At 42.3% G+C, this 23386-nt stretch carries 27 protein-coding genes; all 27 read right to left on the reverse strand.

All coding sequences use genetic code 11. The features are described 5' to 3' along the window. Window positions 1-796 (reverse strand): type IV secretory system conjugative DNA transfer family protein (locus tag LIQ05_RS16490; protein WP_226822501.1); only part of this gene is annotated, 796 nt, incomplete at its 3' end. 215 nt (window positions 797-1011) lie between these two features. Further along, window positions 1012-1494: a PcfB family protein gene (locus tag LIQ05_RS16495; protein ID WP_117457903.1), complete on the reverse strand. Its 483-nt coding sequence runs from the start codon at window positions 1492-1494 to the stop codon at window positions 1012-1014. 185 nt (window positions 1495-1679) lie between these two features. Then, the gene (locus LIQ05_RS16500; protein WP_015541258.1) at window positions 1680-2396 is read right to left on the reverse strand and encodes a hypothetical protein; all 717 of its coding nucleotides are present in this window, start codon (window positions 2394-2396) and stop codon (window positions 1680-1682) included. Window positions 2397-2456: 60 nt separating this feature from the next. After that, the gene (locus tag LIQ05_RS16505; RefSeq protein ID WP_226822430.1) at window positions 2457-3263 is read right to left on the reverse strand and encodes a hypothetical protein; all 807 of its coding nucleotides are present in this window, start codon (window positions 3261-3263) and stop codon (window positions 2457-2459) included. Further along, window positions 3260-3634, reverse strand: coding sequence for a helix-turn-helix domain-containing protein (locus LIQ05_RS16510; RefSeq protein ID WP_021926218.1), 375 nt, complete (start codon window positions 3632-3634; stop codon window positions 3260-3262). The genes LIQ05_RS16505 and LIQ05_RS16510 overlap by 4 nt, the downstream gene beginning before the upstream one ends. 162 nt (window positions 3635-3796) lie before the next feature. Then, a complete protein-coding gene (locus LIQ05_RS16515) occupies window positions 3797-4084 on the reverse strand; it encodes a DUF6809 family protein (protein ID WP_015541255.1) in 288 nt (95 codons plus the stop codon). Continuing rightward, complete coding sequence (locus LIQ05_RS16520) at window positions 4050-4436, reverse strand: DUF6050 family protein (protein ID WP_005426609.1); 387 nt, start codon at window positions 4434-4436, stop codon at window positions 4050-4052. The genes LIQ05_RS16515 and LIQ05_RS16520 overlap by 35 nt, the downstream gene beginning before the upstream one ends. Further along, the gene (locus LIQ05_RS16525) at window positions 4433-5500 is read right to left on the reverse strand and encodes a DUF6017 domain-containing protein (protein ID WP_226822432.1); all 1068 of its coding nucleotides are present in this window, start codon (window positions 5498-5500) and stop codon (window positions 4433-4435) included. The genes LIQ05_RS16520 and LIQ05_RS16525 overlap by 4 nt, the downstream gene beginning before the upstream one ends. A 22-nt stretch (window positions 5501-5522) precedes the next feature. Continuing rightward, complete coding sequence (locus LIQ05_RS16530) at window positions 5523-6410, reverse strand: ParB/RepB/Spo0J family partition protein (protein ID WP_015541253.1); 888 nt, start codon at window positions 6408-6410, stop codon at window positions 5523-5525. Beyond that, the gene (locus LIQ05_RS16535) at window positions 6403-7179 is read right to left on the reverse strand and encodes a ParA family protein (protein WP_226822433.1); all 777 of its coding nucleotides are present in this window, start codon (window positions 7177-7179) and stop codon (window positions 6403-6405) included. The genes LIQ05_RS16530 and LIQ05_RS16535 overlap by 8 nt, the downstream gene beginning before the upstream one ends. Before the next feature lie 11 nt (window positions 7180-7190). Beyond that, window positions 7191-7358: a DUF3970 family protein gene (locus LIQ05_RS16540; protein ID WP_118608518.1), complete on the reverse strand. Its 168-nt coding sequence runs from the start codon at window positions 7356-7358 to the stop codon at window positions 7191-7193. Between the two features lie 19 nt (window positions 7359-7377). Further along, window positions 7378-7812: a DUF6075 family protein gene (locus LIQ05_RS16545; RefSeq protein ID WP_226822435.1), complete on the reverse strand. Its 435-nt coding sequence runs from the start codon at window positions 7810-7812 to the stop codon at window positions 7378-7380. Window positions 7813-8151: 339 nt separating this feature from the next. Beyond that, entirely contained in the window at window positions 8152-9090 is a 939-nt protein-coding gene (tsf, locus tag LIQ05_RS16550; RefSeq protein ID WP_226822437.1) for a translation elongation factor Ts, read from the reverse strand. Between the two features lie 109 nt (window positions 9091-9199). Next, a complete protein-coding gene (gene rpsB / locus LIQ05_RS16555) occupies window positions 9200-9940 on the reverse strand; it encodes a 30S ribosomal protein S2 (protein WP_226822439.1) in 741 nt (246 codons plus the stop codon). Beyond that, window positions 9937-10167 carry a hypothetical protein gene (locus tag LIQ05_RS16560; protein ID WP_226822441.1) on the reverse strand — a complete coding sequence of 77 codons (231 nt, stop codon included), beginning with the start codon at window positions 10165-10167 and terminating at the stop codon, window positions 9937-9939. Before LIQ05_RS16560 ends, rpsB begins: the two co-directional genes overlap by 4 nt. A 38-nt stretch (window positions 10168-10205) precedes the next feature. After that, on the reverse strand, window positions 10206-11060 hold the full coding sequence (locus LIQ05_RS16565) for a pseudouridine synthase (protein ID WP_226822443.1): 855 nt from the start codon (window positions 11058-11060) through the stop codon (window positions 10206-10208). A gap of 22 nt (window positions 11061-11082) precedes the next feature. Beyond that, the gene (locus LIQ05_RS16570; protein ID WP_226822445.1) at window positions 11083-13248 is read right to left on the reverse strand and encodes a DUF6449 domain-containing protein; all 2166 of its coding nucleotides are present in this window, start codon (window positions 13246-13248) and stop codon (window positions 11083-11085) included. Next, window positions 13226-14125: an ABC transporter ATP-binding protein gene (locus LIQ05_RS16575; protein WP_226822447.1), complete on the reverse strand. Its 900-nt coding sequence runs from the start codon at window positions 14123-14125 to the stop codon at window positions 13226-13228. Before LIQ05_RS16575 ends, LIQ05_RS16570 begins: the two co-directional genes overlap by 23 nt. Continuing rightward, window positions 14122-14493: a GntR family transcriptional regulator gene (locus LIQ05_RS16580; RefSeq protein WP_226822449.1), complete on the reverse strand. Its 372-nt coding sequence runs from the start codon at window positions 14491-14493 to the stop codon at window positions 14122-14124. Before LIQ05_RS16580 ends, LIQ05_RS16575 begins: the two co-directional genes overlap by 4 nt. 301 nt (window positions 14494-14794) lie before the next feature. Continuing rightward, on the reverse strand, window positions 14795-15586 hold the full coding sequence (locus LIQ05_RS16585; RefSeq protein ID WP_226822451.1) for a CPBP family intramembrane glutamic endopeptidase: 792 nt from the start codon (window positions 15584-15586) through the stop codon (window positions 14795-14797). A gap of 131 nt (window positions 15587-15717) precedes the next feature. Continuing rightward, window positions 15718-16365, reverse strand: a complete 648-nt coding sequence (locus LIQ05_RS16590; protein ID WP_226822454.1) for an HAD-IA family hydrolase — start codon at window positions 16363-16365, stop codon at window positions 15718-15720. Between the two features lie 160 nt (window positions 16366-16525). After that, on the reverse strand, window positions 16526-17563 hold the full coding sequence (locus tag LIQ05_RS16595) for a hypothetical protein (protein WP_226822455.1): 1038 nt from the start codon (window positions 17561-17563) through the stop codon (window positions 16526-16528). 6 nt (window positions 17564-17569) lie between these two features. After that, window positions 17570-18874 carry a serine/threonine protein kinase gene (locus LIQ05_RS16600; protein ID WP_226822456.1) on the reverse strand — a complete coding sequence of 435 codons (1305 nt, stop codon included), beginning with the start codon at window positions 18872-18874 and terminating at the stop codon, window positions 17570-17572. Between the two features lie 279 nt (window positions 18875-19153). Then, window positions 19154-19396 (reverse strand): ATP-binding cassette domain-containing protein, encoded by a 243-nt coding sequence (locus LIQ05_RS19965; protein WP_318289549.1) that lies wholly within the window; start codon window positions 19394-19396, stop codon window positions 19154-19156. Continuing rightward, window positions 19287-20855, reverse strand: coding sequence for an ABC transporter ATP-binding protein (locus LIQ05_RS16605; protein ID WP_318289550.1), 1569 nt, complete (start codon window positions 20853-20855; stop codon window positions 19287-19289). The genes LIQ05_RS19965 and LIQ05_RS16605 overlap by 110 nt, the downstream gene beginning before the upstream one ends. Continuing rightward, on the reverse strand, window positions 20852-22654 hold the full coding sequence (locus LIQ05_RS16610; protein ID WP_226822458.1) for an ABC transporter ATP-binding protein: 1803 nt from the start codon (window positions 22652-22654) through the stop codon (window positions 20852-20854). The genes LIQ05_RS16605 and LIQ05_RS16610 overlap by 4 nt, the downstream gene beginning before the upstream one ends. Further along, window positions 22644-23132: a MarR family winged helix-turn-helix transcriptional regulator gene (locus tag LIQ05_RS16615; RefSeq protein ID WP_226822460.1), complete on the reverse strand. Its 489-nt coding sequence runs from the start codon at window positions 23130-23132 to the stop codon at window positions 22644-22646. Before LIQ05_RS16615 ends, LIQ05_RS16610 begins: the two co-directional genes overlap by 11 nt. Window positions 23133-23386 lie beyond the last annotated feature (254 nt).

Here is a 23386-nt window from a genome sequence, read left to right on the forward strand (position 1 = left end):
ACGGAAAACCGTTGCTCGTGCGCAGACTTTTTACCGTCTGCGAACGAGTCGCACTTACCCAAAAATCCTCACCTGATTGCTGCCCTTCACCTTTGGTATTAGCAATAATGGTTGTTACCAGTTTTAGAATATCTTTTTCACTGCGGATATATACAAATGGATTATAGTGCATGGATTTTTTGAAGTTAATTGTATTCAAAACTTTGATTTTATACGGTTCGTATATAACTTTTCCCTCTTTGTCTCGCACGATTTTTCCATTCTCATCCGTCATTGGACTGCCTTTTGCCAGCATACTGCCAACTTCCAAAAGCACAGTTCCCTTCGGATCAGTAATCACATAAGAGCTGTGCATCTGCATAATGTTAGGCTTTACAAAAAATCTGGTTTTTCCAGAACCAGAACCGCCAATTACCAGAATATTTTTATTCCTGGCGTATTTCGGATTCTTTGGTCTGCTTGACATAGTAAGACTCTCTGTTTCTGTGAGAATAATATTATTTTCAAATTCAGGATCAGCATATGGTTGTATATCTTTTTCTGTTCCCCATCTGGCAGAACCATACTCCACACCCAGCCGATATTTCCTGGCATTTTTCGTGCGGTAAATAATAATAAGCTTTACAGCCACGCCTCCTGTAATTCCCCAAAACAGATCCATATGATTCAAGCTTGGCCAGAGATCCCGAAATGCTAGTTCAAAATAAGTAATAGTGTTCATAAATTTATCCCAGGAAGTTGCTCCGGTGTTTACCCGATACAGCCAGGCAATCTTATTGAAAAAATAAGCAAACATCAGATAGGGGAAATTAGCTAAAAACAGCTTTTTCTGATCTGCCCTCTTCAATTCACTTGCCTTATCCGTAATCTGATTTTTCACATCCGCAAGAATTTTTCCTGGGATACTCTCTGAAGAAAAAAAAGCTTTTCCAGATATTTTTCTCTTTTTCGGAGAGCCTCTGATATGCTGAACTTTTCCTCTTTTCTTCTTATGCTGCTTTTTTTTCTCCGTCATAAACTCTGCCCTCTGTCTTTCTGCTGTTCTCTTGCTCGTTCTCTGTTCTTTCCTTTAGACACAGCATCCTTAAAGTGCATAAGTTTTTTCATAATAGATGGTTTATCCTTTTTATTCATCTGTACACCCAAATATTTCTTAAATGCCAGATTCATCATTTCTGTATCCTGCCCTTTAAAGAACACATAGTAAGTCGGTGGCTTGGTCGAACTGTCTTTTTTCAAGGCAAAATCTAAGCGGTATTTCTTCGCCACACGCTCAAAAGACTTGATATTTCCATCTGTGATTTCAATATTGGATAAACCAGAACCCTGGCTTTTCAGTTCTTTGTATGACTGTTTTCCAACCTTGTAAGGATTCTTTCCCTTTTGCTTCTGTCCTGACAGATACTTCCGCAGCATATTTTTTAACACGTCGGCAGTCACTCTTGCAGTTTTAACCGACAATGCGATTGTTTTCTGTGTAACTTCTTCCTGCAATTTGCACGCCTCCTTTCGATTCCGATCAGCAAATTATGGTGGAACTAACAGATGGGGGAGATATATTTTCATTGGAATTTGGCTCCTTTCCACTTCCCGACAAATTGTCGAGAAGTACTCTTTAAAATATAAAAAGCCGGCTGATTCCAATTTCTAATAAAATGGACCAACCGGCTACAAATTCTCTATTTCGTTTTTTCATTAATAAGCTGTTTTTTTATGAATACCAGCATTGAAATGAACTCAACTAACAACTCATATGCACTATGTATATCATCCGTTCCATATTCAACAATTCCATTATGCAGAATATTATTTCTAAACGGAATTCTTTTATCAATTTCCTTTGTATAAGCGTCAGTATTTGCAAACACTACATATGTAATTCCCATAACGTAAAGTTTTCCCACACTCTCAGAAGACATTCCCTCATTTTCATCTATAGACATTCGTTTTACTATTTGTTTCACTTTTGAATAAGGCTGTTTCGTGTAATTTAAAGTATTATATATTAACGGTTCTATATGTGATAACAATATTACTAATTTTTCACGTTCACTTATGGACGGATTGCTTATAATACTTTTTATATAACAATGTAATTTATTTTCTTGCTCATAATACTCCATAAGTTCTTCTTCCGCATCTTCTTTATCAATAAGCCCATAACTGTCTACCAACCACCAGACATCTTCATAATTCAAATCATAATTACTTAGTTTTTGAACGTTTGCAAAAAGTTGCGTATTCTTAACATCATCTGGTATATTTTTTAAAAATTCTGTCAAACTTCCAAATAAAGTATCTGGTATATTTTGTGAGAAACGACTTATTTTTTTTGAAAACTCAAGTAACACATCACCCAATTTATCTGTATCTATAAAATGATCTTCTTTATTCATCAGACCCTCCCTCTACTTATTTGTCAATTTATTTTATTATAACCAATCATACTTATTCTGTCATTTATTTCTTAAACTCAGTAATAAATATACAGTACTGAATTGCACATACAACTTTCCTTCTTCCCAATCCATCTGATCCATCAGTAAACACTGAAATAATACATCTACATCCTGCAATTTATAAATCCGATTGCACGTTTCTGACAAACCTTTTAATTCTGGGACCTCTTGCATTGCGTTTCGCCTGTGCATAAGGCATTGCAGATATAATGCTTCCAGATGTTTCTGACTGAAAATAAGTGCTGTGATATCCTGTTCATTAACAGTACATTTACGTTTTTCTAACTCTTCCCGGGAAATATCCAGAAAACACCGGATATTTTCGACATATACATCACCATCAAATGTTGGATGCTTTTTCTTAATCCATCGTTTCGCCGCTACCTCCATATTCTTTCTGTCTCGATCAGATCTGGCACTACGGAAATTCAGCCTTTTGCCCATTTCTGCATAGATATTACTTTTCACCTGCCGATCTGTCAAAGCTGCGTATTCTTCATTGCGAAAAAAATAATCTAAAAGTTGGTTCATCTTAGCCTGACTATCTACCAAATGATAACATTCCTCGGAAAACCCCAAACCCGCAAATGCAACTGGCGCACTTCCTTTTTTGATTTCTTTTTCAATCACTCTCAAAATGTCTCTCTTTGATTCCATTTCTTGCTTTCCTTTCTCTTCTTCAATTTTCTGATTCTGTTCACAGATCATCAATAAGTTTTCATCTGCTCTTTTCGCTGTCAGTGTTAATGAATAACAAACCAAAACCAGAAACAGTGATATCAATGCACTTCCTACACCAATCATAAAAACTTTTCCCCCTCCAATACATGAAGCAATCCGTCCCACTTAAAAAACGGACTGATTTTTTTCAGCATAGCAATCAAGTCCGCTTCATTTTCTATTTCAATATCCAAAAATTCTATTACACTAATTTCAAGTCCATCCGCAATTTTCTTTAATTGTTCTACTTTCGGCTTTCGTATGCCTATTTCATACTTCCGAATTGTATTCACATTAATTCCTGTTCGTTCTGCAAGCAGCTCCTGCGATAGCCCTCTCTGTTTCCGAAAATAACGAATCTTTTCATTTATCTCCATGTCTTTCATTTGTTGAACTTCTCGACAATTTGTCGGGAAGTTGTTCCCTTTCCCAGTTTTCTTTTCCTTCATATCCATACATAGATATTTCCTCATCCAATAGCCTTGCAACCATAAAGCAACAAGACAGCAAAAACAAAAGCACTATTCCTGCCATAATAATAATTATCAAATCAATCACATCTCATTCTCCTATGTAAGCGGTACAGAAAAAGCAGCCTTGACAGACTGCTTTTTCAATCACCATATTCTATTTTTGTTCTCATGTAAAAAGGCTTCCGAAATTGTGCGAATCCCAAACGCTAATCCATCTATGTAAGCGTCTCTCTGTTCTGTTTGTTTAAGATTTAAAGTATATTCCTTGTAATCCTCAAACATTGCCTGCAGATCCGGACTCATTAGACTTATCATTTCCTTTTCTAATGTTTCACACAGTTCCTTTGTCTCTTCATAACTTTTACTTTGTGTCTCACATTGATTCATTGGATAAATGCTATAATACAATTTTTCCAGTTGCTTTTCGCTCATTTTTGATCACCATTTCTTTCAGTCTTTTTATGATCCATATAATTCCAGAAATGCCGTTTTTTAGCAAAATGCCTGCTACAGCTAATAATCTCCAGGCAAGAACCCCTATTCCAATCAAACTTCCTACCATCAGTTTAAGTACCACCAAACCAAGCATTTCCCCTGTCCCCACATTTCTTGGAACGACCAACAAAAACATTTTCTGGATTCCGAAAGGTATTCCCACAAAAAGCAATAATTTTCTCCAGTCTAATATTTCACCATTCATGCACATAGGGTGAACAATTAAGCAGATAATCATAGCTATTGCACCAGGAATTATCAATTTTGTTATAATTTCTTTTCCTCTCATATGCCACCTCCGTACATATCATGATTTACTTTTGCCTGGTAATAATTGCCTATTGTCGTTATTGAATTCATAAGACAGGTAAGCAAGTACGCTTTTATGTTCTTTACTTCCCTGGTATTCTCATGCAGACAGTCAAGTACATACTCTATGTGGCTTTCTTCCAGCAACAATAATCTGCTTTTTACGAACTGATATGGGTATTTCACTCCACTGATCGTAATATTCTCCCGTTCTATGCTGATTGTTTCCACAATTAGTGCCACAATTTCATCCAACTGTTGCTGTTCCCCTAGTCTGCATCGTTGTACAAGACAGTCATATTCAATATTTCTTTTTACAAGTGCAGTATTCATCTGGAATAACTCCATCTCTTCCATCAAATCCATTGACTGCTGTTCGGAAGAATCTGAAAGATTGATAAGATCAGTATTACTTCTGTCAGTATTACTAATATCAGTATAATTATAATTAGTATTATTAGGGTCGGTTTTTCCGACTTCTGTACTTCGGTTTTTCCGAACTCTTGACTTCGATTTTTCCGACTTCCAGACTTCGGTTTTTCCGAACTCTTGACTTCGACTTTCCAGAACTCCAGACTTCGGTTTTTCCGAACTCTTGACTTCGGCTTTTCCGACTTCTTGACTTCGGTTATTATTCTCTGCTGAATCTAATACTTTTTCTTTTCTATATACAAAGCTCTTTACATAAATAATTGTTGGTTTTCCCAATCCTCTCTTTACTCTTTCAATCAAACCAATTCCTTTATCAGTATCTAATTCTGCAAGAATTTTCACACCTTTGTCTTTTCCGCAATTCATATATTCCATCACTTGTTCCAATGTAAATATGATATAAACTTTCCCCTCATTGTCCACCCAATTATTTCTGATAGACAAAGCCATTCTGTCCAGCATCAGCCCATAAAGAACCTTTGCATCGCTGGACAGATTACGGAAATATTCATCTGTGAATAATACTTTGGGAATACGGTAAAAAGCAAACTGTTCCGATTCATAATCGTGAAAATAACCAAACTCTATTTTTGTGCTTTCGGATTTTGCCATTTTGCTTTCCCTCCTTCCCTCGTTATTGGCTTTTCTTCCAGTTATCAAGCAGTTCATAGATAACCTGTTCAATCTGTTCTCTGTTATATTCCTTTGGGAAATACTTTCGTATTTTCTTTTCAGTTAAAGTAACTTTTCCTGTCTCTGTTTTCTTTTCATTCAGAATAAGCTGTACCGCTAATTCTGTCAGATTACCTTCATCGCTGTATTGCTTCAGTTTTGTTGCCATTGAACCTGTAACAGAGCTTGCTCCAGACACTATGCAGTCTTTCACCCAAATCTGCTCCATTTCTGATAAATAGGTTAATGAAACACCTACTGTAAAATTAATCTTTCCTTCATCCAACAATTTCAGCAATTCCGGAATAAGACAGGTCAAGCGTATGTAACGCTGAACGGTTCTTCCACTGTCACCTGCAGCCTGTCCAACCAGATCTGCACTGTCAACAGAAACTGCGTTTTCCTCTTTTATGCCTTGATGTTTTACTGCATCCATCTTCATCTTATAAGCATATGCCTTTTCGCTTGGAAGCAAATTTTCTCTCTGTATATTAGAATCCACCATAACGATTACGGCTTCATCATCGGTATAGTTCCGTATGAGTACTGGCATTTTACTTTTTCCAGCCAGTTCGCAACCACGTTTTCTCCTGTGACCAGCAATCAGTTCATATCCTCCCTCTGCGCGAGGACGTACCAATGCAGGATTTAAGATGCCATAATTCTTGATACTTTCTACTGTTTCAGCCATTTTTTCATCATCATTTACATGAAATGGATGATTTCTAAAAGGATGTAACTCATTTAATGGCACTTCAACAATCTGATTAAGAGTATTCTGTTCGGCTTCATTGATTCCAAGCAATTCATCATAAGAAGTAAGCTGAATTTCTTTCTTGGGTTTACGCATGATTCAGCACCTCCTGGACAAGTGCCTGATAACTGTACGCACCTTTTCCTTTTGCATAATAAGAAAAAATACTGACACCTTCTGATGCAGTTTCGGCAAGAGCTTCTGTTCTTGGAATCGTCTGATCAAAAATTCTGACCTCTGCTCCATAAGCATCCCGTACTGCCTGCTTGTTCCTCTTTGAGTTGTTATAATGACAGCTGTCCATTGTAAACAAAATGCCTTCAATCTGTAAATCAGGATTGAATCTCTGATGAATCCCTTTCACAACTTTCAGCAATTCCATAAGACCATCTGCCGCATAATATTGTGGCTGTACCGGAATCAGCACACTGTCAGCTGCAGTGAGGGCATTGATTGTCAACATTCCCAATGAGGGCATACAGTCAATTAAGATATAATCATAGTCCTGCTTCAAAAGTTCCAAATACTCCTTTAAGACTTTTTCTCTGTCCTCTACCGTAAACAATGACATATCCATTCCCGAAAGAAGTTTATTAGATGGAATCACATCTATTCCTTCTGCATGATGTAAAACGGCCTCCTTGGGATCAAACTCTAATCCCATGATAATATTTTCCATCATTGTTTTCAGTGTCACTCTCAAATTCTTTGGAAATCCAAGCCCCATTGTCAAATGCCCCTGTGGATCTGCGTCAACCAGTGCAACTTTCTTTCCTTCCTTGGCCAGTCCTACTCCAAGATTGATAGTGGTAGTGGTCTTTGCCACTCCACCTTTCTGATTTGCGATTGCGATTACTCTGCACATAACTTTTCCTCCTAATGTCTGATTCTTTCGACGTCTACATACACACGAAAATATTTGTTTGTCCCCTTATTTGCATAAGGCTCTGATATACTTAAAATTTCAAAGTTACTATTCTTTTCCAATATTTTTCGAAACCATTTCAGTTCATTTGTTGTTCCCTGTAATCTGATTTTCAGCATTTTTGACCTCCAATCATTTTTAGGAGCAATATTCCGGATAACGTATCTTTATTGCCTCCCAAAAGAATTTTGCATACCCACAGCAAAACAGATCTTCTACTGTATAACAGCTGCACTCCGATAACTGCTTTTCCGCATCTTCATAGTCATAGACACTGGGTGTACCGTTGCAGTAGAGATTAAATGCCATGCGTACAACTCTGACACTACCACTTGTCTGCCATCCTTCCTGCAGACATTCTGGCTTCACACTGCCATTTTTAAAATCATAAATTCTGTTAACGTGTTTTCGTGTATCTCTGTCGATTCCAAGACAATATACCAATGCTTTGTGATATACATCTTTCCATCTGCATTTTGACAGATATTCCAAATAGAACTCCTTATGTTCTTTGTTCATAAAAGTTATTGTGCGAGCATCCTCGCCAGCTGCGCCTATCGCTGTACTTGCCATACTGATCTCCTCCTTATAAAATTGGTTTTTAAGTTTATAATTTGTTTTTTGAAAATTATGGTGATCTGATGAAACCGTTGATAATTTGAGTAACTTCGCTGAAGATTGCAAGCCTTTGCTTTTACTCAGTTTTTCCTTACTCAATACTCAATTTTGGGAGATTCTTGGTGATTTCCAGCGATGCGTGGCGGTATTTAGGACTTTTTTAGAAAAATATAGAAAAAAGCCCCGAAAACCTTATAATCACTGTGAAACGTAGTGTTTATAAGGCTTTCAGGGCCTTTAAATACTTAAATTTAGACTTATTAAAATAATATAATGAAAACTTAAGCTAATGGATTATTTACCCATCTGTTTTGCGACTTCCTCTGCAAAATTCTCTTCTTTCTTCTCGATTCCGTCTCCAGTCTCATAGCGAACGAAGCCTTTGATTGTGATCTTAGCGCCGTTCTCTTTCGCAACCTGTGCTACGTAGTTTCCAACGGACTGCTTTCCGTCTTCTGCTTTAACGTAAATCTGGTCAAGAAGGCAGATCTCTTTAAGCTCTTTCTTGATACGTCCTGTGATCATTCCCTGGATAACTTTCTCAGGTTTCTGAGACTCCTTAGGATCGTTCTGGATCTGAGCCATGAGGATTTCTTTCTCATGCTCGATATAATCAGCGCTTACTTCGCTGTCGCTTGTGTAAAGAGGTTTCAGAGCTGCAACCTGCATTGCAACGTTCTTAGCCATCTCTTTAACAGCGTCGTTCACAACGTCTGTCTCAACATCAACAAGAACGCCGATCTTTCCACCCATATGTGTGTAGGAAGCAACGAAACCGTTCTCCTCTTTCATCTGGGCAAATCTACGGATGTTCATGTTCTCACCGATAACTGCAATCTGAGCTGCAAGAGCTTCTTTAACAGTCTTAGTGGTATCAAGTGCCCATGCTTCTCCAAGGAAAGCATCGATATCAGCTGCTGTAGTTGTCAGAGCCTGAGCTGCAACATCTGCAACATACTGCTGGAATTTCTCGTTCTTAGCAACGAAGTCTGTCTCAGAGTTAACCTCAACAACAACTGCGTTCTTAGCATCGTCAGCAACAAGTGTCTTACAAAGTCCCTCTGCTGCAACACGGTTAGCTTTCTTCTGAGCGGTAGCAAGACCTTTCTCACGAAGGAACTCTACTGCTTTATCCATATCGCCTTCTGTAGCTGTAAGCGCTTTCTTACAGTCCATCATACCAGCGCCGGTCATCTCTCTTAACTCTTTTACCTGTGCTGCTGTAATAGCCATTTTACATTTCCTCCTGATTGATAGTGTGTTGTAAGGACCTGTCCGCCAGCTGTGGATACGCCTATGCAGGCATAACCCATTCACAGCTGCCGTCCAGAATTTTTAATAATTATTCCTCTGTAGCGAACTCTTCAGACTCAGCCTGGATTTCTCCCTCAGCGTCTGTCTGTCCCTGGTTTGCTTCGATAACTGCGTCAGCCATCTTGGAAACGATCAGTTTTACAGCACGGATAGCGTCATCGTTACCCGGGATTACGTAATCCAGTTCTTCTGGGTCACAGTTAGTATCGCAGATTCCGATAAGCGGGATTCCCAGTGTATGAGCTTCCTGTACGCAGATCTTTTCTTTCTTAGGATCTACTACGAAGATAGCATCTGGAAGTCTCTTCATTTCTTTGATACCGCCAAGGTTCTTCTGAAGTTTATCTAATTCTTTTCTTAAAGCGATAACTTCTTTCTTAGGCAGAACATCGAAGGTTCCATCAGCCTCCATGGTCTCAATCTCTTTAAGCTTAGCAATACGGCTCTGGATAGTCTTGAAGTTGGTAAGCATACCGCCTAACCATCTCTCGTTTACATAGAACTGTCCGCAACGCTCAGCCTCTGTCTTGATAGCGTCCTGAGCCTGTTTCTTAGTACCAACGAAAAGGATGTTTCCGCCGTTAGCTACGATATCAGCGATTGCATTGTAAGCATCGTCAACCATTCCTACAGACTGCTGTAAGTCGATGATGTAGATACCATTTCTCTCTGTGTAGATGTATGGAGCCATTTTAGGGTTCCATCTTCTTGTCTGATGTCCGAAATGAACACCTGCCTCTAAAAGCTGTTTCATTGAAATAACGCTCATGTCTTTTTCTCCTTTTGGTTAAATTCTTCCGCATGGATCCTTTTCCTCTCGGACCCAACCTCACACCGTAGGGCACCATCCCTGGGAATCTCCATGCGTGTTTGATGGTTTACAACTTTTGCATTATAACATGACAAAACCCTCTGTGTAAAGAGGGTTTTTGCAAATTTTTCCGCTATTTTTAGGCTTTTCAACGTTTTAATAAATTCATTTCCACGTTCTCTCAACAAGGTTCTTCCATTTCTGCAAAAGCATTTCAGATAAGCTATTTACCCTGTCTGAGCGCCGCCAGTTCATCAGGTGTCAGCTCCCGTGCCTGACCTTTTGGCAGATCATCTGGCAAAGTCAGCGGGCCCATAGAAATCCGTTTCAAGTAGATTACTTTCTTTCCAACCGCTTCCATCATTCTCTTCACCTGATGAAAACGTCCTTCCTGAATAGTCAGAAGGATTTCCGAGCGCCAGAAACTCTTTTCCACGTCCGCTTTATATTCCTCATTATCTGCTTTGTCTGTCATTGTTTCAGAGTCACCTTTAACATTTTTTCTTTCGCAATCTTTACCACTGGCAACTTCCTGCTTCGGGTTTTCTTCCCAAACCTTAAGAATCTCCAGCTTCCCTGGCAAGGCCGGCTCTTCATCTCCAATATCCACACCTACCTGGATCTTCTCTATATCCTCCGGCACCACTTTGCCTTCCGTCACAGCGAAATAAGTCTTATCCACATGTTTCTTCGGAGAAAGCAGCTGATGGGCCAGCTGGCCGTCATCTGTAACAAGAAGCAGGCCTTCCGTATCCTTATCCAAACGTCCTACAGGAAAAAGATTCCGCCTGCCATCCTTTGGCACCAGTTCCAGAACCGTCTTTTCCCTGGTGTCCTCCGTAGCGCTTACATACCCGGCAGGCTTGTGCAAAAGATAATACACAAACTCTGCCCGGGTGCCCAGGCGCTCTCCGCCAAATTCCACCACGTCCCTCTCCGGGTCTACCTTCAGCTCTGGTTTTTTCGCTGTCTCACCATTTACCTGAACCATTCCCTTCTGGATCAGCTTCTTCACTTCTGTCCTCGTGCCAGCTCCGGAATCTGCCAGGAATTTATCCAGTCTCACTGCTTTTCCCATTTATACTACCTTACCTTCTACTTTATTCCTCGTCCAAAACTTCAAAGGACAATGCCCGCTGAGAATCTTCCTTCATAAATTCCGGAACATCCTTCGCCATTATAGACCAGGCTACCTCTGATTCCACGCCGTCGATCACAACCTTCAGGCTGTCCCAGCTGTCCAGTTCCCTTTTTTCCCAGAACGGTACCATCTGATAGCATCTCAGGGCTTTTTTCAGCTCACTCAGCTGCTCCGGCTTATTGTAAATAATCGGGGAAGAAACTTCATTCTGATTTTCATTCATATAATATTGAACTTCCACAGAGCTTAAGTTCACATCATCCATAGACATAGGATACCCTGTTTCCTTCAAAATTTCAACTGTCCTTTTGAACTGTGGGAATACATAGAAGCATGGAGAAAAAGAATAATCTCCTGTTTTACCCACTACCATGTCGTCCGTCCCTTCCACAGACGGTACATCAGAATATCCAATGGTCAGGCTTGCGCAAGGTTTTCCTGTCAGCACCTTCGGATCAGCCTCCTCCACATCCTGCCGGAAAGCATCCACCAGCAGCTGTTTCTTCGCCTTATTATCCTGAAAAAGAAAAATTGACTGTCCGGTAATAAAATCACATCTTACCTCATCCACATATTTGTCATCCAGATTCAGAATGGAATAACGCTCAGCCTTTAAAGTTCCCTCAGCCATGCCCTCTTTCCACAAGCTCTTTATGTCATCCAGGCTGACCATATAGTAACGGTAAATGGCACTTCCTGATTTCAGGTCATACCGTACCTTAAGTCCTAATGTATTTCCAGAAGGATCCCACAGATTGCTGAACCACAATGCTGTGCTGTTTCCTACAATTTCTTTGCAGGTTTCCTTGCTCTCTTTTGCAATTTCTTTCATACTGTCAAAAAGATTCTGGTCAATTCCCAGATCATTTCCCGTCGAATCCCCATTCAAATAATATCCGGAATCCAGCATGGTGACAGTACCATCTTCATTTACTTTCACATTATAAGCAGTTTCACATTCGGTATCTACAGATCCGATTGCGATATTTTCAATCTTATCATAGGAAGGAACATATTCGTCATATCCTGTCAGGTCAAAAAAGAACACACACGCCACAAGTGCTACACATGCCCCATTTATCACAAGCTGGATCTTATGGGAAAAGAATCTCCGGAAATCCCTGTAATAAATAATTTCCATAATACCGCCAGCAAAAAGGGTTCCAAGAATCAATCCAAAAATCCACCAGATCGTTCTGGAACTGTCACTTGACAGCATATAGAAAATAAATCCAATTCCAAGGCCTCCAGGTACCACGATCAGAAATTTTACCACAGTACCGATCCATGGAAAAACAAAAGCCATCCCTGTTCTCTCTGATCTTCTATGTACAAAGGCGTAATATCCAAGACCTCCCAATGCCGCAGTTACCAGAATCACTGCAATCAGTATTCCGCCGTAATTTCCCTCTGCATATTTTTTCACGAAGGTATAAGAAATGGTAAATGGTGAGACCATCTCTTTCAGCCATTTTACAAAACCATAAGGGCTCTCACTGCGAGTATAATAAAATGCCATTTCATATAAGTCCAGCAGCACAGAAAGCACCGGTCCATAAGCTACAGCAGCCACCAGAAGCAGCGCTCCCATAAGCAAATGTCCTGTGATGCAGATCACCAGCACAACGGAAAAATACATCAGCAGATACAGCATCAGATGAAATACCATCATAAGGAATGCCAGTTTCATAAGATGAAGACTGAAAAATCCTCTCATCGCCCCGATACAGATGGCGAAAAATTCCATCACCAGATACGGCACCCAAAAATATAAAAGTGACTGCAAAGTCTTGTACCAGAACATTCTGTTTCGTTTCACAGGAAGACTGTGGTAGAAGTCAATTTTACGCGGTGAATACAGGTACCAGAACTGACTGATCCCATTAAACAGTGCCGCAAGTGCTGCAACCGCAAGTCCGGTAATCATAAATCCATTCTGCCACAAATTTGCATAAAGGGCATTGATCTCTCTGGCCGTGTATTCCATTCCGAACCAGTTTCCCAGCATGATCAGCTCTGCCACCGGAAAGGCCAGAAGAAATCCAATCGTCACAAAAGCCGGTATCCACACCAGTCCTTTTGATGTTACCTTCATATATCTGCTAGAATAAATTTTTGATTTCATAACCTGCCACCTCCGTCTCACTGATAAAAATTTCCTCCAGGGTCAGAGGAAGCACCTCCATGAAAAGAGGATTTTTCGCCTGGATTTTCTCCATGATCTCACTTCTGGTTCCCCGGGCTGTTATCATAAGAAGAGAGCCCTGATGCTGCGCCTTCAGAACCTGAAGCTCCTTTTCCAGTTCTTTTTCCTGCTGCCGTCCACTGAGCACGCACTGGATCTTGTGGATGTGAAATTTCATATCTTCCAGATCCTTGGAAAGAAGGATTCCCCCCTTATGCAAAAGCCCAACATGATCGCAGATGTCCTCCAGTTCCCGAAGATTGTGGGACGCGATCACAGGAGTAAATTCCCGATTCATGATTTCCGCTGCAAACAGGCTCTTTACCGCCTGACGCATTACCGGGTCAAGGCCGTCGAAGGTCTCATCACAAAACAGATACTTCGTTGCTGCACACACGCCAATGATCACCAGCAGCTGCTTTTTCATTCCTTTGGAAAAAGTTGTAATCCTGCGGTTTTCTTCCAGATGAAACTGTTCCATCAGTTCATGGAAAAGCTGGATCCGAAACTGGGGATAAAAGTTCCGGTAAAACCGTACCAGATCTATAGCTGTATAATTTGCAGGGAAATAACTGTCATCCGAAATATAAAAAAACAGTTTCTTGGCTTCTTCATTTTCATATACGGGCATTCCGTCAATCTGGATTTCTCCTTCATCTGGCTTCATGATCCCTGCCATCATTCGAAGCAGGGTGCTTTTCCCGGCGCCGTTGCTGCCTACAAGACCGAACACTTCCCTTACCCCAATGTCCAGAGTTGCTTTATTGACTGCTTTGACAGTGCCAAATGCCTTACTGCATTCTTTGACTTCTATCATGGCTTCTCCTCCTTGTAACATTCCCTGATAATGTAGATCAGCTCTTCCTCATCCATTCCCATAGCCTTTCCTTTCCGTGCCAGGGCTTTTAGCTCTTTTGAATAGGAAGCTTTGCTGATCCTGCGCACCTTTTCACTGTCCGCAATAAAGTTTCCTTTTCCCTTAACCGGGTAAATCAATCCATCCTGCTCCAGCTGCATATAGGCGCGCTGGATGGTGTTGGGATTGATCGATAATTCCATGGCCAGCTGCCGCACAGAGGGCATCCGGGAACCAGGCTCCAATGCTCCTATCAGGATCAGGTTCCGAAATTTCTCCTCCACCTGCTCGTACAGCGGCCTTCTGTCCTGATAATCCAAAACGATCATAGGCAGTCTGCCTCCTTTCAAAGTGTATTAATACATTTAATACAGTTAAGATAACATATGTGTGCCGGGAATGCAAGATGGGGAATTCTTAAATGTTTATAAAATGAACTGCGCTAGAGCGTGTTCATCGCCCCCTTGGCACGAAATTATACACCATCTGACTTCTAAGCACCCTAAAGTATCTCACTGAAAAAGAAGTAAATGGCAACAAAAAACCTTCCCACAATCTCCCCTATTTTTCCAGGATTTTGTAAGAAGGTCTTCTATATTTTCTTAAATATAATTATTTCCGATTATGCTTTTATATCAGTCTCGTGCATTCCCGTTTCTGATAATTCTTATAGCACCTCCAAATGCCATAAATTCCGCAAAAAACAAGGAACAGATTTAATGCAATTACGGATGTGGCGCCTGTATGATCCAGCATGTACAGCATTACATCACCAATCAGCAGGCTCCAGATGTTCGCCCCCATATGAAGAAACACACTGGCAAACAGATTCCCCCGCCATTCCAGGATCAGTGCAAACAGTAATCCCATAATGGCTGCATATACGCCCTGCATCAGATTCATATGATAGATGCCAAAGGTTAATCCGGACAGCAGCGCAGCTGTGATCGCGCGCATGTTATCTCTCATACGCAGAAATACCATCCAGCGGAAAATCACCTCTTCTGCAAAAGGTGCCACAATCCCCATCCAGAAAACCAGACTCCAGATGCTTTTTCCCTCGGAAATCAGGGACTGGGTTTCCTGATAAGCTTCCGGGTTCAAATACTGCTGGAAAAGTCCCACCAGGATATTTCCATACTGTCCCAGGAATGCACCGGTTACCAGAAGTACCAGAATTTCAGGAATCCGAAGGCGATGGCCTGTGGCAAATATTTTTCCACCACGCCTTACACCGCCATTCATTTTCTCTGATACAGCTTCTGACTCTGCTTTAAGCGTTGGCTTCACAACAGCAGCTTGCAGAATTCCAGTTTTCCTTCTCCTCACAAAATCCCCGCGATACAGCCAGATACATGGAATAGCTGCCAAAATTCCCGTCAATCCTGTGAGCATAAGCACATGCTGGTAATAGGCGCTCATATCCCCACCAGTCCGCCTCACCAGAAGATACAATCCCAGATAGGATATGATCTGGGAAATTGCAAAGTGGATTCCTACTGGGTACAGGCATTTCCATACCAGGGCAGGCCGTCTTTGTTTTCTTCTGGGGCTTATGCGAAAAAATCCAGGATCTCTTCTGCAGAATCTACAATTTTAAGTGGATGGGCATTCTCTAATTCTCCCTCAGTTCCATATCCATAGGAAACTGCGATGCATGCAAGCCCTGCACGTCTTGCTCCAAACACATCATGCTCTTTATCCCCCACCATGATCACCTGATCTCTATGCACCCCAAGTCCCAGACGCTTCAGGGTTTCCTCGATCACTTCTGTCTTATTGGTTCTGCCGCCCTCTGGCTCACTTCCAACCATCTCATCAAAATAGGAATCAATATGGAAATATTCCGCCACGATCTTCACGAAATTCTCCGGCTTGGAAGACGCAATGGCAAGCTTGTATCCTCTTTTTTTCAGTCCGGATAACATTTCCGGGATACCAGGATACAGTTTATTCTCATAAATGCCAACTGGTGCATATCGTTCTCTGTAAATTGCAACTGCCTTTCCAGCAGTCTCTTCATCAATTCCTGCATACTCCTGAAACTGCTCCAAAAGGGGCGGTCCAACGAAAATGCGTAGCTTCTGAAGATCCGGTTCTGGCTTTCCCACCTTCTCCAGAGCATATTGTACAGACTTGGTAATTCCCTCACCTGAATCCGTAAGCGTTCCGTCCAGGTCAAATAAAATGGCTTTATACATCTGTGTTTTGCCTCCTGTATGATCAAGTATTTTCAAAACGGACATGTCGCCTGCCGGCGGCATCACCATATATGAAAGTCAGCTATCCTTAACAAGCATTTCGCTATATGGTTGTTAATTATAGCATCATTTCTTTCCAGCGTCCAGATGGCAAAATCCTTTAAAACTCCCATACAGGCATCAGCACGATTCTCCTCCCATCTATTACCGCAAGCAGGTTTATCCTGTTCCTCTTCCTGATAACCGGCTGGTCAAATATAAGGGTATCTCCTTCCTGGTGAAAAAAAATTTCCTCATCATTGAAACGTAAAGATAAAATTGTGACATCCTGATCTTCCGCTCTTCTTATGATCCGGATCCTGGGATATTCGTTCTCAGGGACAAACTCCGGGTGTTCGAAATATATGTTTTTATTATTGTTTTCTGTTATTTTTTCATGAATATCTTTATTTTCATCATTACTGTTATAGAATTTCAGCTCAGGTGAAGTTTTTGCCATTCCAATCGCGGTGGATACCGTTCCAAATGCCGTAAATTTCCGACGATCAACGGCACTTTCTACTTTTGGGATTTTCGAATTTATTGTTTTCTCGTCTGTTTTTGAGGGATTCTCGTCTTTCTTTTCACTGGGAAGCGATTGCCCTTCACTGGAAGCAGCAGAATTTAACGTTTCTTCCTTACTTTTAAAATCTTTTCTTTTTGCATTATCGTTTGCATTTGCAGGATTGTCAGTTTTTTTATTTTTGGCGCTGTTATTCGCCAGTGAGGCTACATCAGCACTACTTTCTGTATCGCTGCTTTTTCCACTACTTTCCGTTTTCGACTGACTTGCTTCTCCGGTATTACTATTGTTGTTATTATTGTGGGAATTATCACCGCCACTATTAGCGCTGTCATTATTGCTGACATTACTATTGTTATTACTGCTCTCGTTGCTGCACTCATTATTACGTTCATTACTGCTCTTATTAACACTTTCCGGCTTTTCTTCACGGCTGCTCTCACTATCTTTTAACTCTGGTTCCGTCGTTTCCTGGCTTTCTCCAGATCCTTCCTCCCAGTTTTCAAATATGTCTTCCTCTGCTCCAATGTCGATATCAAATCCTCCAAACTCCCCGGCGTAGAGGCAGCGCCCACCGCCGCCTGTCATAAGCAAAGTCATTATCATAACCAGGCATATTTTAGTCCATCTTTTCACTTTTCCTCACCCTTCCAGATCTTCCATCTGCTTCTCCCACATTTCTATGCTTTCACAGCCCTTCCCATCTGCCCCGCTGCTTTTGTATAAGGCCAGCAGCCTTCTGGCAGAACGCACTTGTCCTCTTCTTAAAAGAAACAGGCCATACTTGCCATACCCATTGGCATACCCCGGCGCATACAAAAGCAGCTGTTCATAATATACAGCTGACCGTTCCCACTCTTTCATTACCTCTGCGTTGGCAGCCAGCAGTAAAAGCAATTTCCGCTGTTCTTCATCTTTCGTATATTCCTTTTGCAGTTTTTGCAAACCTTGTTCTACTTGTTCACATTTTTTAATTAAAATTCCATTCCCGTCCTTCTCCTGGCTCATTCCCACTTCTTCTAAATCCAATTCCGACGGTTCCGGCTCCTTTTCCAGCATCTGATAATACCCTTCTGTCACTTCTGCCAATGCGCATTCAAAAGATACAGGGCGCTCCGAACTGGCAAGCAGCACACCTGCTGCCAGAAGGATTCCCGCAGTTCCAATTGCCACCGCAATGTTTTTGCGGACGTGTCCTCCTCTTTTTCCTATGGATGTCAGCATTTTACGTGCCCTGGCCGCGCTTTGGAACCGTCGCTTCTCCTGGGGCTGAATACACTTATAAAGAAACAACCCCAGCCCCGGCACCTTCCACAGAACCCCAAGCCAGTGTTTTCCCATCAGCATCTGCATGGTTTTCCCAAATGCATACAGATCACTGACACCGTTCACTTTTCCCTCATACTGCTCCGGCGCGGCAAAGCCTTCTGTTCCCATACAGATCCGCTGATTTTCCCCAAATCCAAACATCGCACTTCCAAAATCCACCAGATACAGTTTACCGGAATCCGAGAGCATAAGATTATCCGGCTTCAGATCTCCATAATAGATCGGCGGCTTTTGTCCGTGAAGATATTCCAGAACGGAAAGAACTGTATCTCCATAAGAAAGAAGCTCCTCTGCGGAAAAAGTATGCCCCTCCTTACGCAACTGGCCCAGGGATTTACCCCGGATATACTCCATCACAAGATAACAGTGCTCTCCATTTTCCACGTAATCTACCATCCGTGGAATGGAGGGGTGCTCCAAAAGGCGCAGCAGCCTGGCCTCCCGTTTTTTCTCAATAGGAAGCTCCTTCACCGCCCAGTAATTTCCAAGTTCCATATCCCTGGCCAGATAAAGATTTCCCTCTCCGCCCGAACCTACCTGCTCCAGGATACAGTAACGCATTTTTAAGATCATGCCTGTAAGATTGATGATAACCACCTCTTTTTCGTAAAAAAACAAAAACTGCCAAGCAATAAAAATAATTAAGTGAATGCTGCCGATGAATCCCGGCAAATGATAAATAAGAGTAACTGTGAAGGTTCTGAACAGTTACAAATAAGATAAAATGAATGATTCTGAAATGCCAGTTCTTTACTCCTGACATTTAAGATGTAATCAGAATTATAACACCTGAATCAGTTGCTGAAAAGTACTTTATAAAATTTTTATTGTTTTATAAAACGCCGCACAAGAATGATCTCATACGGCGTTTTGCCAAAACCTATGTTAGCTTGTTTCTCAGATCTGAATAGTTCGTCCCAGCTCCGCAGAAGTTCTGTGGGAAATAGAAATAACCGTACGGTCTTTTGCCACACGCTTCAGCGCTGCCAGCACGCTCTTCTCTGTCTCTGCGTCAAGGTTCGCAGTAATCTCATCCAGAAGCAGCATCTTGGGCTCTGCCACAGCAGCTCTGGCGATGGATAACAGCTGCCACTGTCCCTGGGAAAAAATCTCCGGGGGTACAATATGTGTCATAACCATTTTCCAGACTCTCAATTGCCTCTTTTAATCCGGTAAGCTCTGCCACTGCCTTTACCTGGCGGTCTGAGATCCGCCCATCAAATAATGTGATCTGATCCCGCACCGTTCCAGGCACCATGTGAAACGTCTGCTCCACATAGCCAAAGAGCGTTCGTCTGTCCCCAGCCTTCACAGCTGTTGCCGGAATCCCATGGATCAGCACTTTTCCCTGATCTGGCTCGTAAAGGCCAAGGAGCAGTTTTAATATGGTGCTTTTTCCTGCGCCGGTGCGCCCAAGGAGTGTCACCTGATCGGTGTCCATCACCTTGAAATTCAAGTGTTCCAGCACCACATGCTCGTCATAGCCGAAGGTCACATTCTGAAATTCCACAAAGGGAACCTCATCCTCTCCAGACTTCCCAACCACATTCACAGCTGCCGCATCTTTGGCTGACTCTGAAACGCCTTTATCTGCAACTGACAGTTCTTTCACTTCCTGCAGTCCATCTTTCTTCTCTTCCAGTCCAAAGAATTCATTAATCCTATGGATTCCCGCCACCGCAAACTGAATGGTCTGAATCTCCATTCCCAGACTTTCCACGGGTGTAAAGATCTGTGAAATGTAATTAGTCACTGCCACTGCAGTTCCAGCAGACATTCCGAAAAAGGTCAGCACCGTCCTGTTTCCAGATGCGGAAAGCAGCATCACAGCCGCAACCACGACCGCGTTCAAAATCAGAATCACCGGGGAATATACAGCATCATAAAAATTAGTTCTCTCCATAGCTGCATAACTCTCCCCAATATACGTGTCGTAACGCTTTTCCATATATGTTTCCCGGGCAAGGTTGTGAATCGTACGGATATTGTGAAGGGTCTCCGGCACATGCCCGGAAGCTCTTCCCACGGCCTTTCGGTTCTCAATCTGAGCCGCCAGCATATTTTTCTGCACATGTCTGGTAAACCAGAGCAGAAATGGCAATATGACAAGCAGTACCACCATAAGGCCTTTATTTTCAAACCAGATCACCACCAGAATACTGATGATCTTGCAGGCATCTGCAAACATACTGATAATTCCTGAGGTAAAAAGATTCTCCACCGTATCCACATCCCCGACAAAACGGGAAACCAAAGTTCCTGGTTCCAACCCGGTCAGATTATCAGAGGTAAGCCTTCCAAATTTCTCCATAAGACTGCTCCGAAGGGCATGGGTGATTTTCTGTCCAAATACAGTCAGAAGACCTTCCCTTGCGGATTCCATGATTCCGGTAAGTGCAAGCATTACAAAATAAAGGAGAATGCTCCAGAAGACCACGTTTTTTCCAGCTGTGATCGTATCTACGATTTTGGCCAGGACCAGCGGAGGAATCAGGGCTGTTACAACGGCTCCTATCACTGCAAGAACGATACCTATGGACAGCCATTTCTGCTGCAGAACTGTTTTCCAGATAACTTTTTTCACCTGATTTTTCTTCATTTTGCCGAACCTCCTTCCTCTGTAAATAATTTCTGATACTCAGGTACCCTGGCAAGCAGTTCCTCATGAGTGCCCACCACCGTTTTTCCATCTTCCATCCAGATGATCTGATCCATCTGTGGGAACAGATACAGACGATGGGAAATCAGCAGCACAATGCTCTCCCTGGACTGCTCTTTCAAATTAGCAAAAATCTGTCTCTCTGTGCTCTTATCCAAAGCGGAAAATGGATCATCCAGGATCAGAACCGGTTTCTTATGGCATAGGGTTCTGGCAAGGGCAAGACGTTTTCCCTGACCGCCGGAAAGACGGACACCGCCGTTTCCAACCAGGGTCTGGATGCCATCGTCCATCTCCTTTACTTCCTCATCCATGCAGACCATTTTCAGAAAATCATCCGGATTTTTCTTTTCACCCATAAGAACGTTATTTTCCACGCTGTCATTAAACAGCTCTGGATCATGGCCCAAATAGCCAATGATACTTGTACGCTGGGACGGCTTCATATTCTGAAATTCTTCGCCATCCACCAGGATCTGACCCTCATATGGATATTCGCACAAAAATGCCTTTCCTAAAGTGGATTTTCCGCAGGCAACCGGCCCGGTAATCCCGATCATCTGCCCCTTTTCAGCTTGGAAAGAAATATCTTTCAGAATCAGTTTTCCGTCTGGGTAAGCAAAATTCAGATGGCGGACCTGCAATTGTTCCACGCTCCGGCAACGGATTTCTGACTGAGCTATCTCCTGTTTTGCCACTTCCCCATTTTCCGGAATTCCGAACACATTTTTCTCACTCTGTGTACTTTCCTCCTGCTTCGTCAAAAGCGGCTTGATCCTTTTCCAGGAAACCTGCGCCTTGTGCACTGCATTAAACAGCTTCGCTGCACTGGAGGACTTCACGTACAGCTTCACAAAACATGCCAGAAATGTGGTAAAGGAAGCAATGGTCCATGTGCTCCAGCCAGTTCCCAACACATTTTTCTGACCGAAATACAGAATAAACAGAACGCCCACCATGGAAATGATCCGATATACCGGCGGCATTACAGAATTCCAGATATTGGCCTTTACTGCTGATTTTTCATAAGAAGTCAGATTCTCCTCGTAAGCCTGCTGCCGCTCCTGCTCACATCCGAAGACACGGTATGTAATGGCGTTCTCCGCCCTGTCCAAAGTGGCATTGCTCAGGTATCCTGACTGCTCTTTGTATGCAGCCCCGGTCCTCTGGATCATCTTTTTCATCTTTTCCGCTGTCATATAGGAAATTGGCGGGAAAATCATGCAAAGTAAAGCAAGCCGGAAATCATACCACAAAAGCATCCCTGCATAAGCAGCAAGGGCAACTCCTGTATCAAAAATCTCCGTGGTAAACTTACGCATTCCCTCTACGCAGTCATCCACATCCAGGATTGCCTTGGTCATAATGCTTCCCTCGCCCTCTTCCCGAAGGCTTGCACGGCTTTTCCTTACCAGACTTGCATACAGAATTTCCTTCATTCTGCGGTTTACATTATTTGCAAAACGCCGCACATAAAAACGCTTAATGTATCTGGCGATCTGAACAACTGCAATGGCGATCACATAGCCAAGCACCAGAACCAGCATATCGGAAAACGCTCCCAGCCCTTTCAGGATCTCCACCAGACAGCCGGTCATTTTTCCCTCAAACCAGGGGCCTGCCAAAAGACCGATGTTGTAGATCAAACCGGAGATGGTCACAGTCAGAAGCACCTTCCACTCTTCCTTAAAGTAGGAGATCACCCTGTCCGGCTGGAATCCTCTGCTCTTATTCTTCATCTTCCGGCACCTCATCTCTGCATTCCATCACCTTGCGCGCCACATCTGGAAATCCAGCCTGACGCTGTCGTTTTGATTTCCAGTAAAGGGTATCTAAGGTTTTACAAAATGCCTCTTTTTCATCTTCCGGAAGTTCTTCTAATAACCACTCATAAAAAATGGTCTCAATCTGTGCTTTTGAGTTTTTTAGATCTTCCGCTTTCGCTGTGGCATATAACAACTGGCTTCTGCCGTCTTCCGGATTTGGTTTTCTGATCAGATAGCCTTTGTTCTCCAGGCTGGCCACACGCTTTGCCGCTGCCCCTTTATCAATTTTCAGGGACTCTCTCATCACCGTCTGCGTCACCCCCGGATTGTGCCGGATAAAATGTATCACGTCAAATTCAGCTGTACCGATTCCGTCTTCTTTCATCATCTGTACGGTGAACTTGCTGACTTCACGGGCGATCTTGGTCATTTTTCGCTGAGTACTGTCCATGTATATCTCCTTTCCCTGGTCTGGTAATCTGAATGCGTCTGGAAAATGATCGAAACTCTGCCAGATATCAGACTGTCAAATTCTTTCTTACGCACATATTAGTTGTACGTTCAACCAGTTAGGTGATAGTACAACTAAATTACAATGTCAAGTAAAATAAAAACTAACAGGATAAAATACGCTCTGCATTTTTTCCTCGTTATCGCAGCTAGCCAATTTCCCGTACAAGCACGTACTTGGGCTCACTGCTCAAA

Origin of the sequence: Blautia glucerasea (genome assembly GCF_020537505.1) — a bacterium.
Classification (GTDB): domain Bacteria; phylum Bacillota; class Clostridia; order Lachnospirales; family Lachnospiraceae; genus Blautia_A.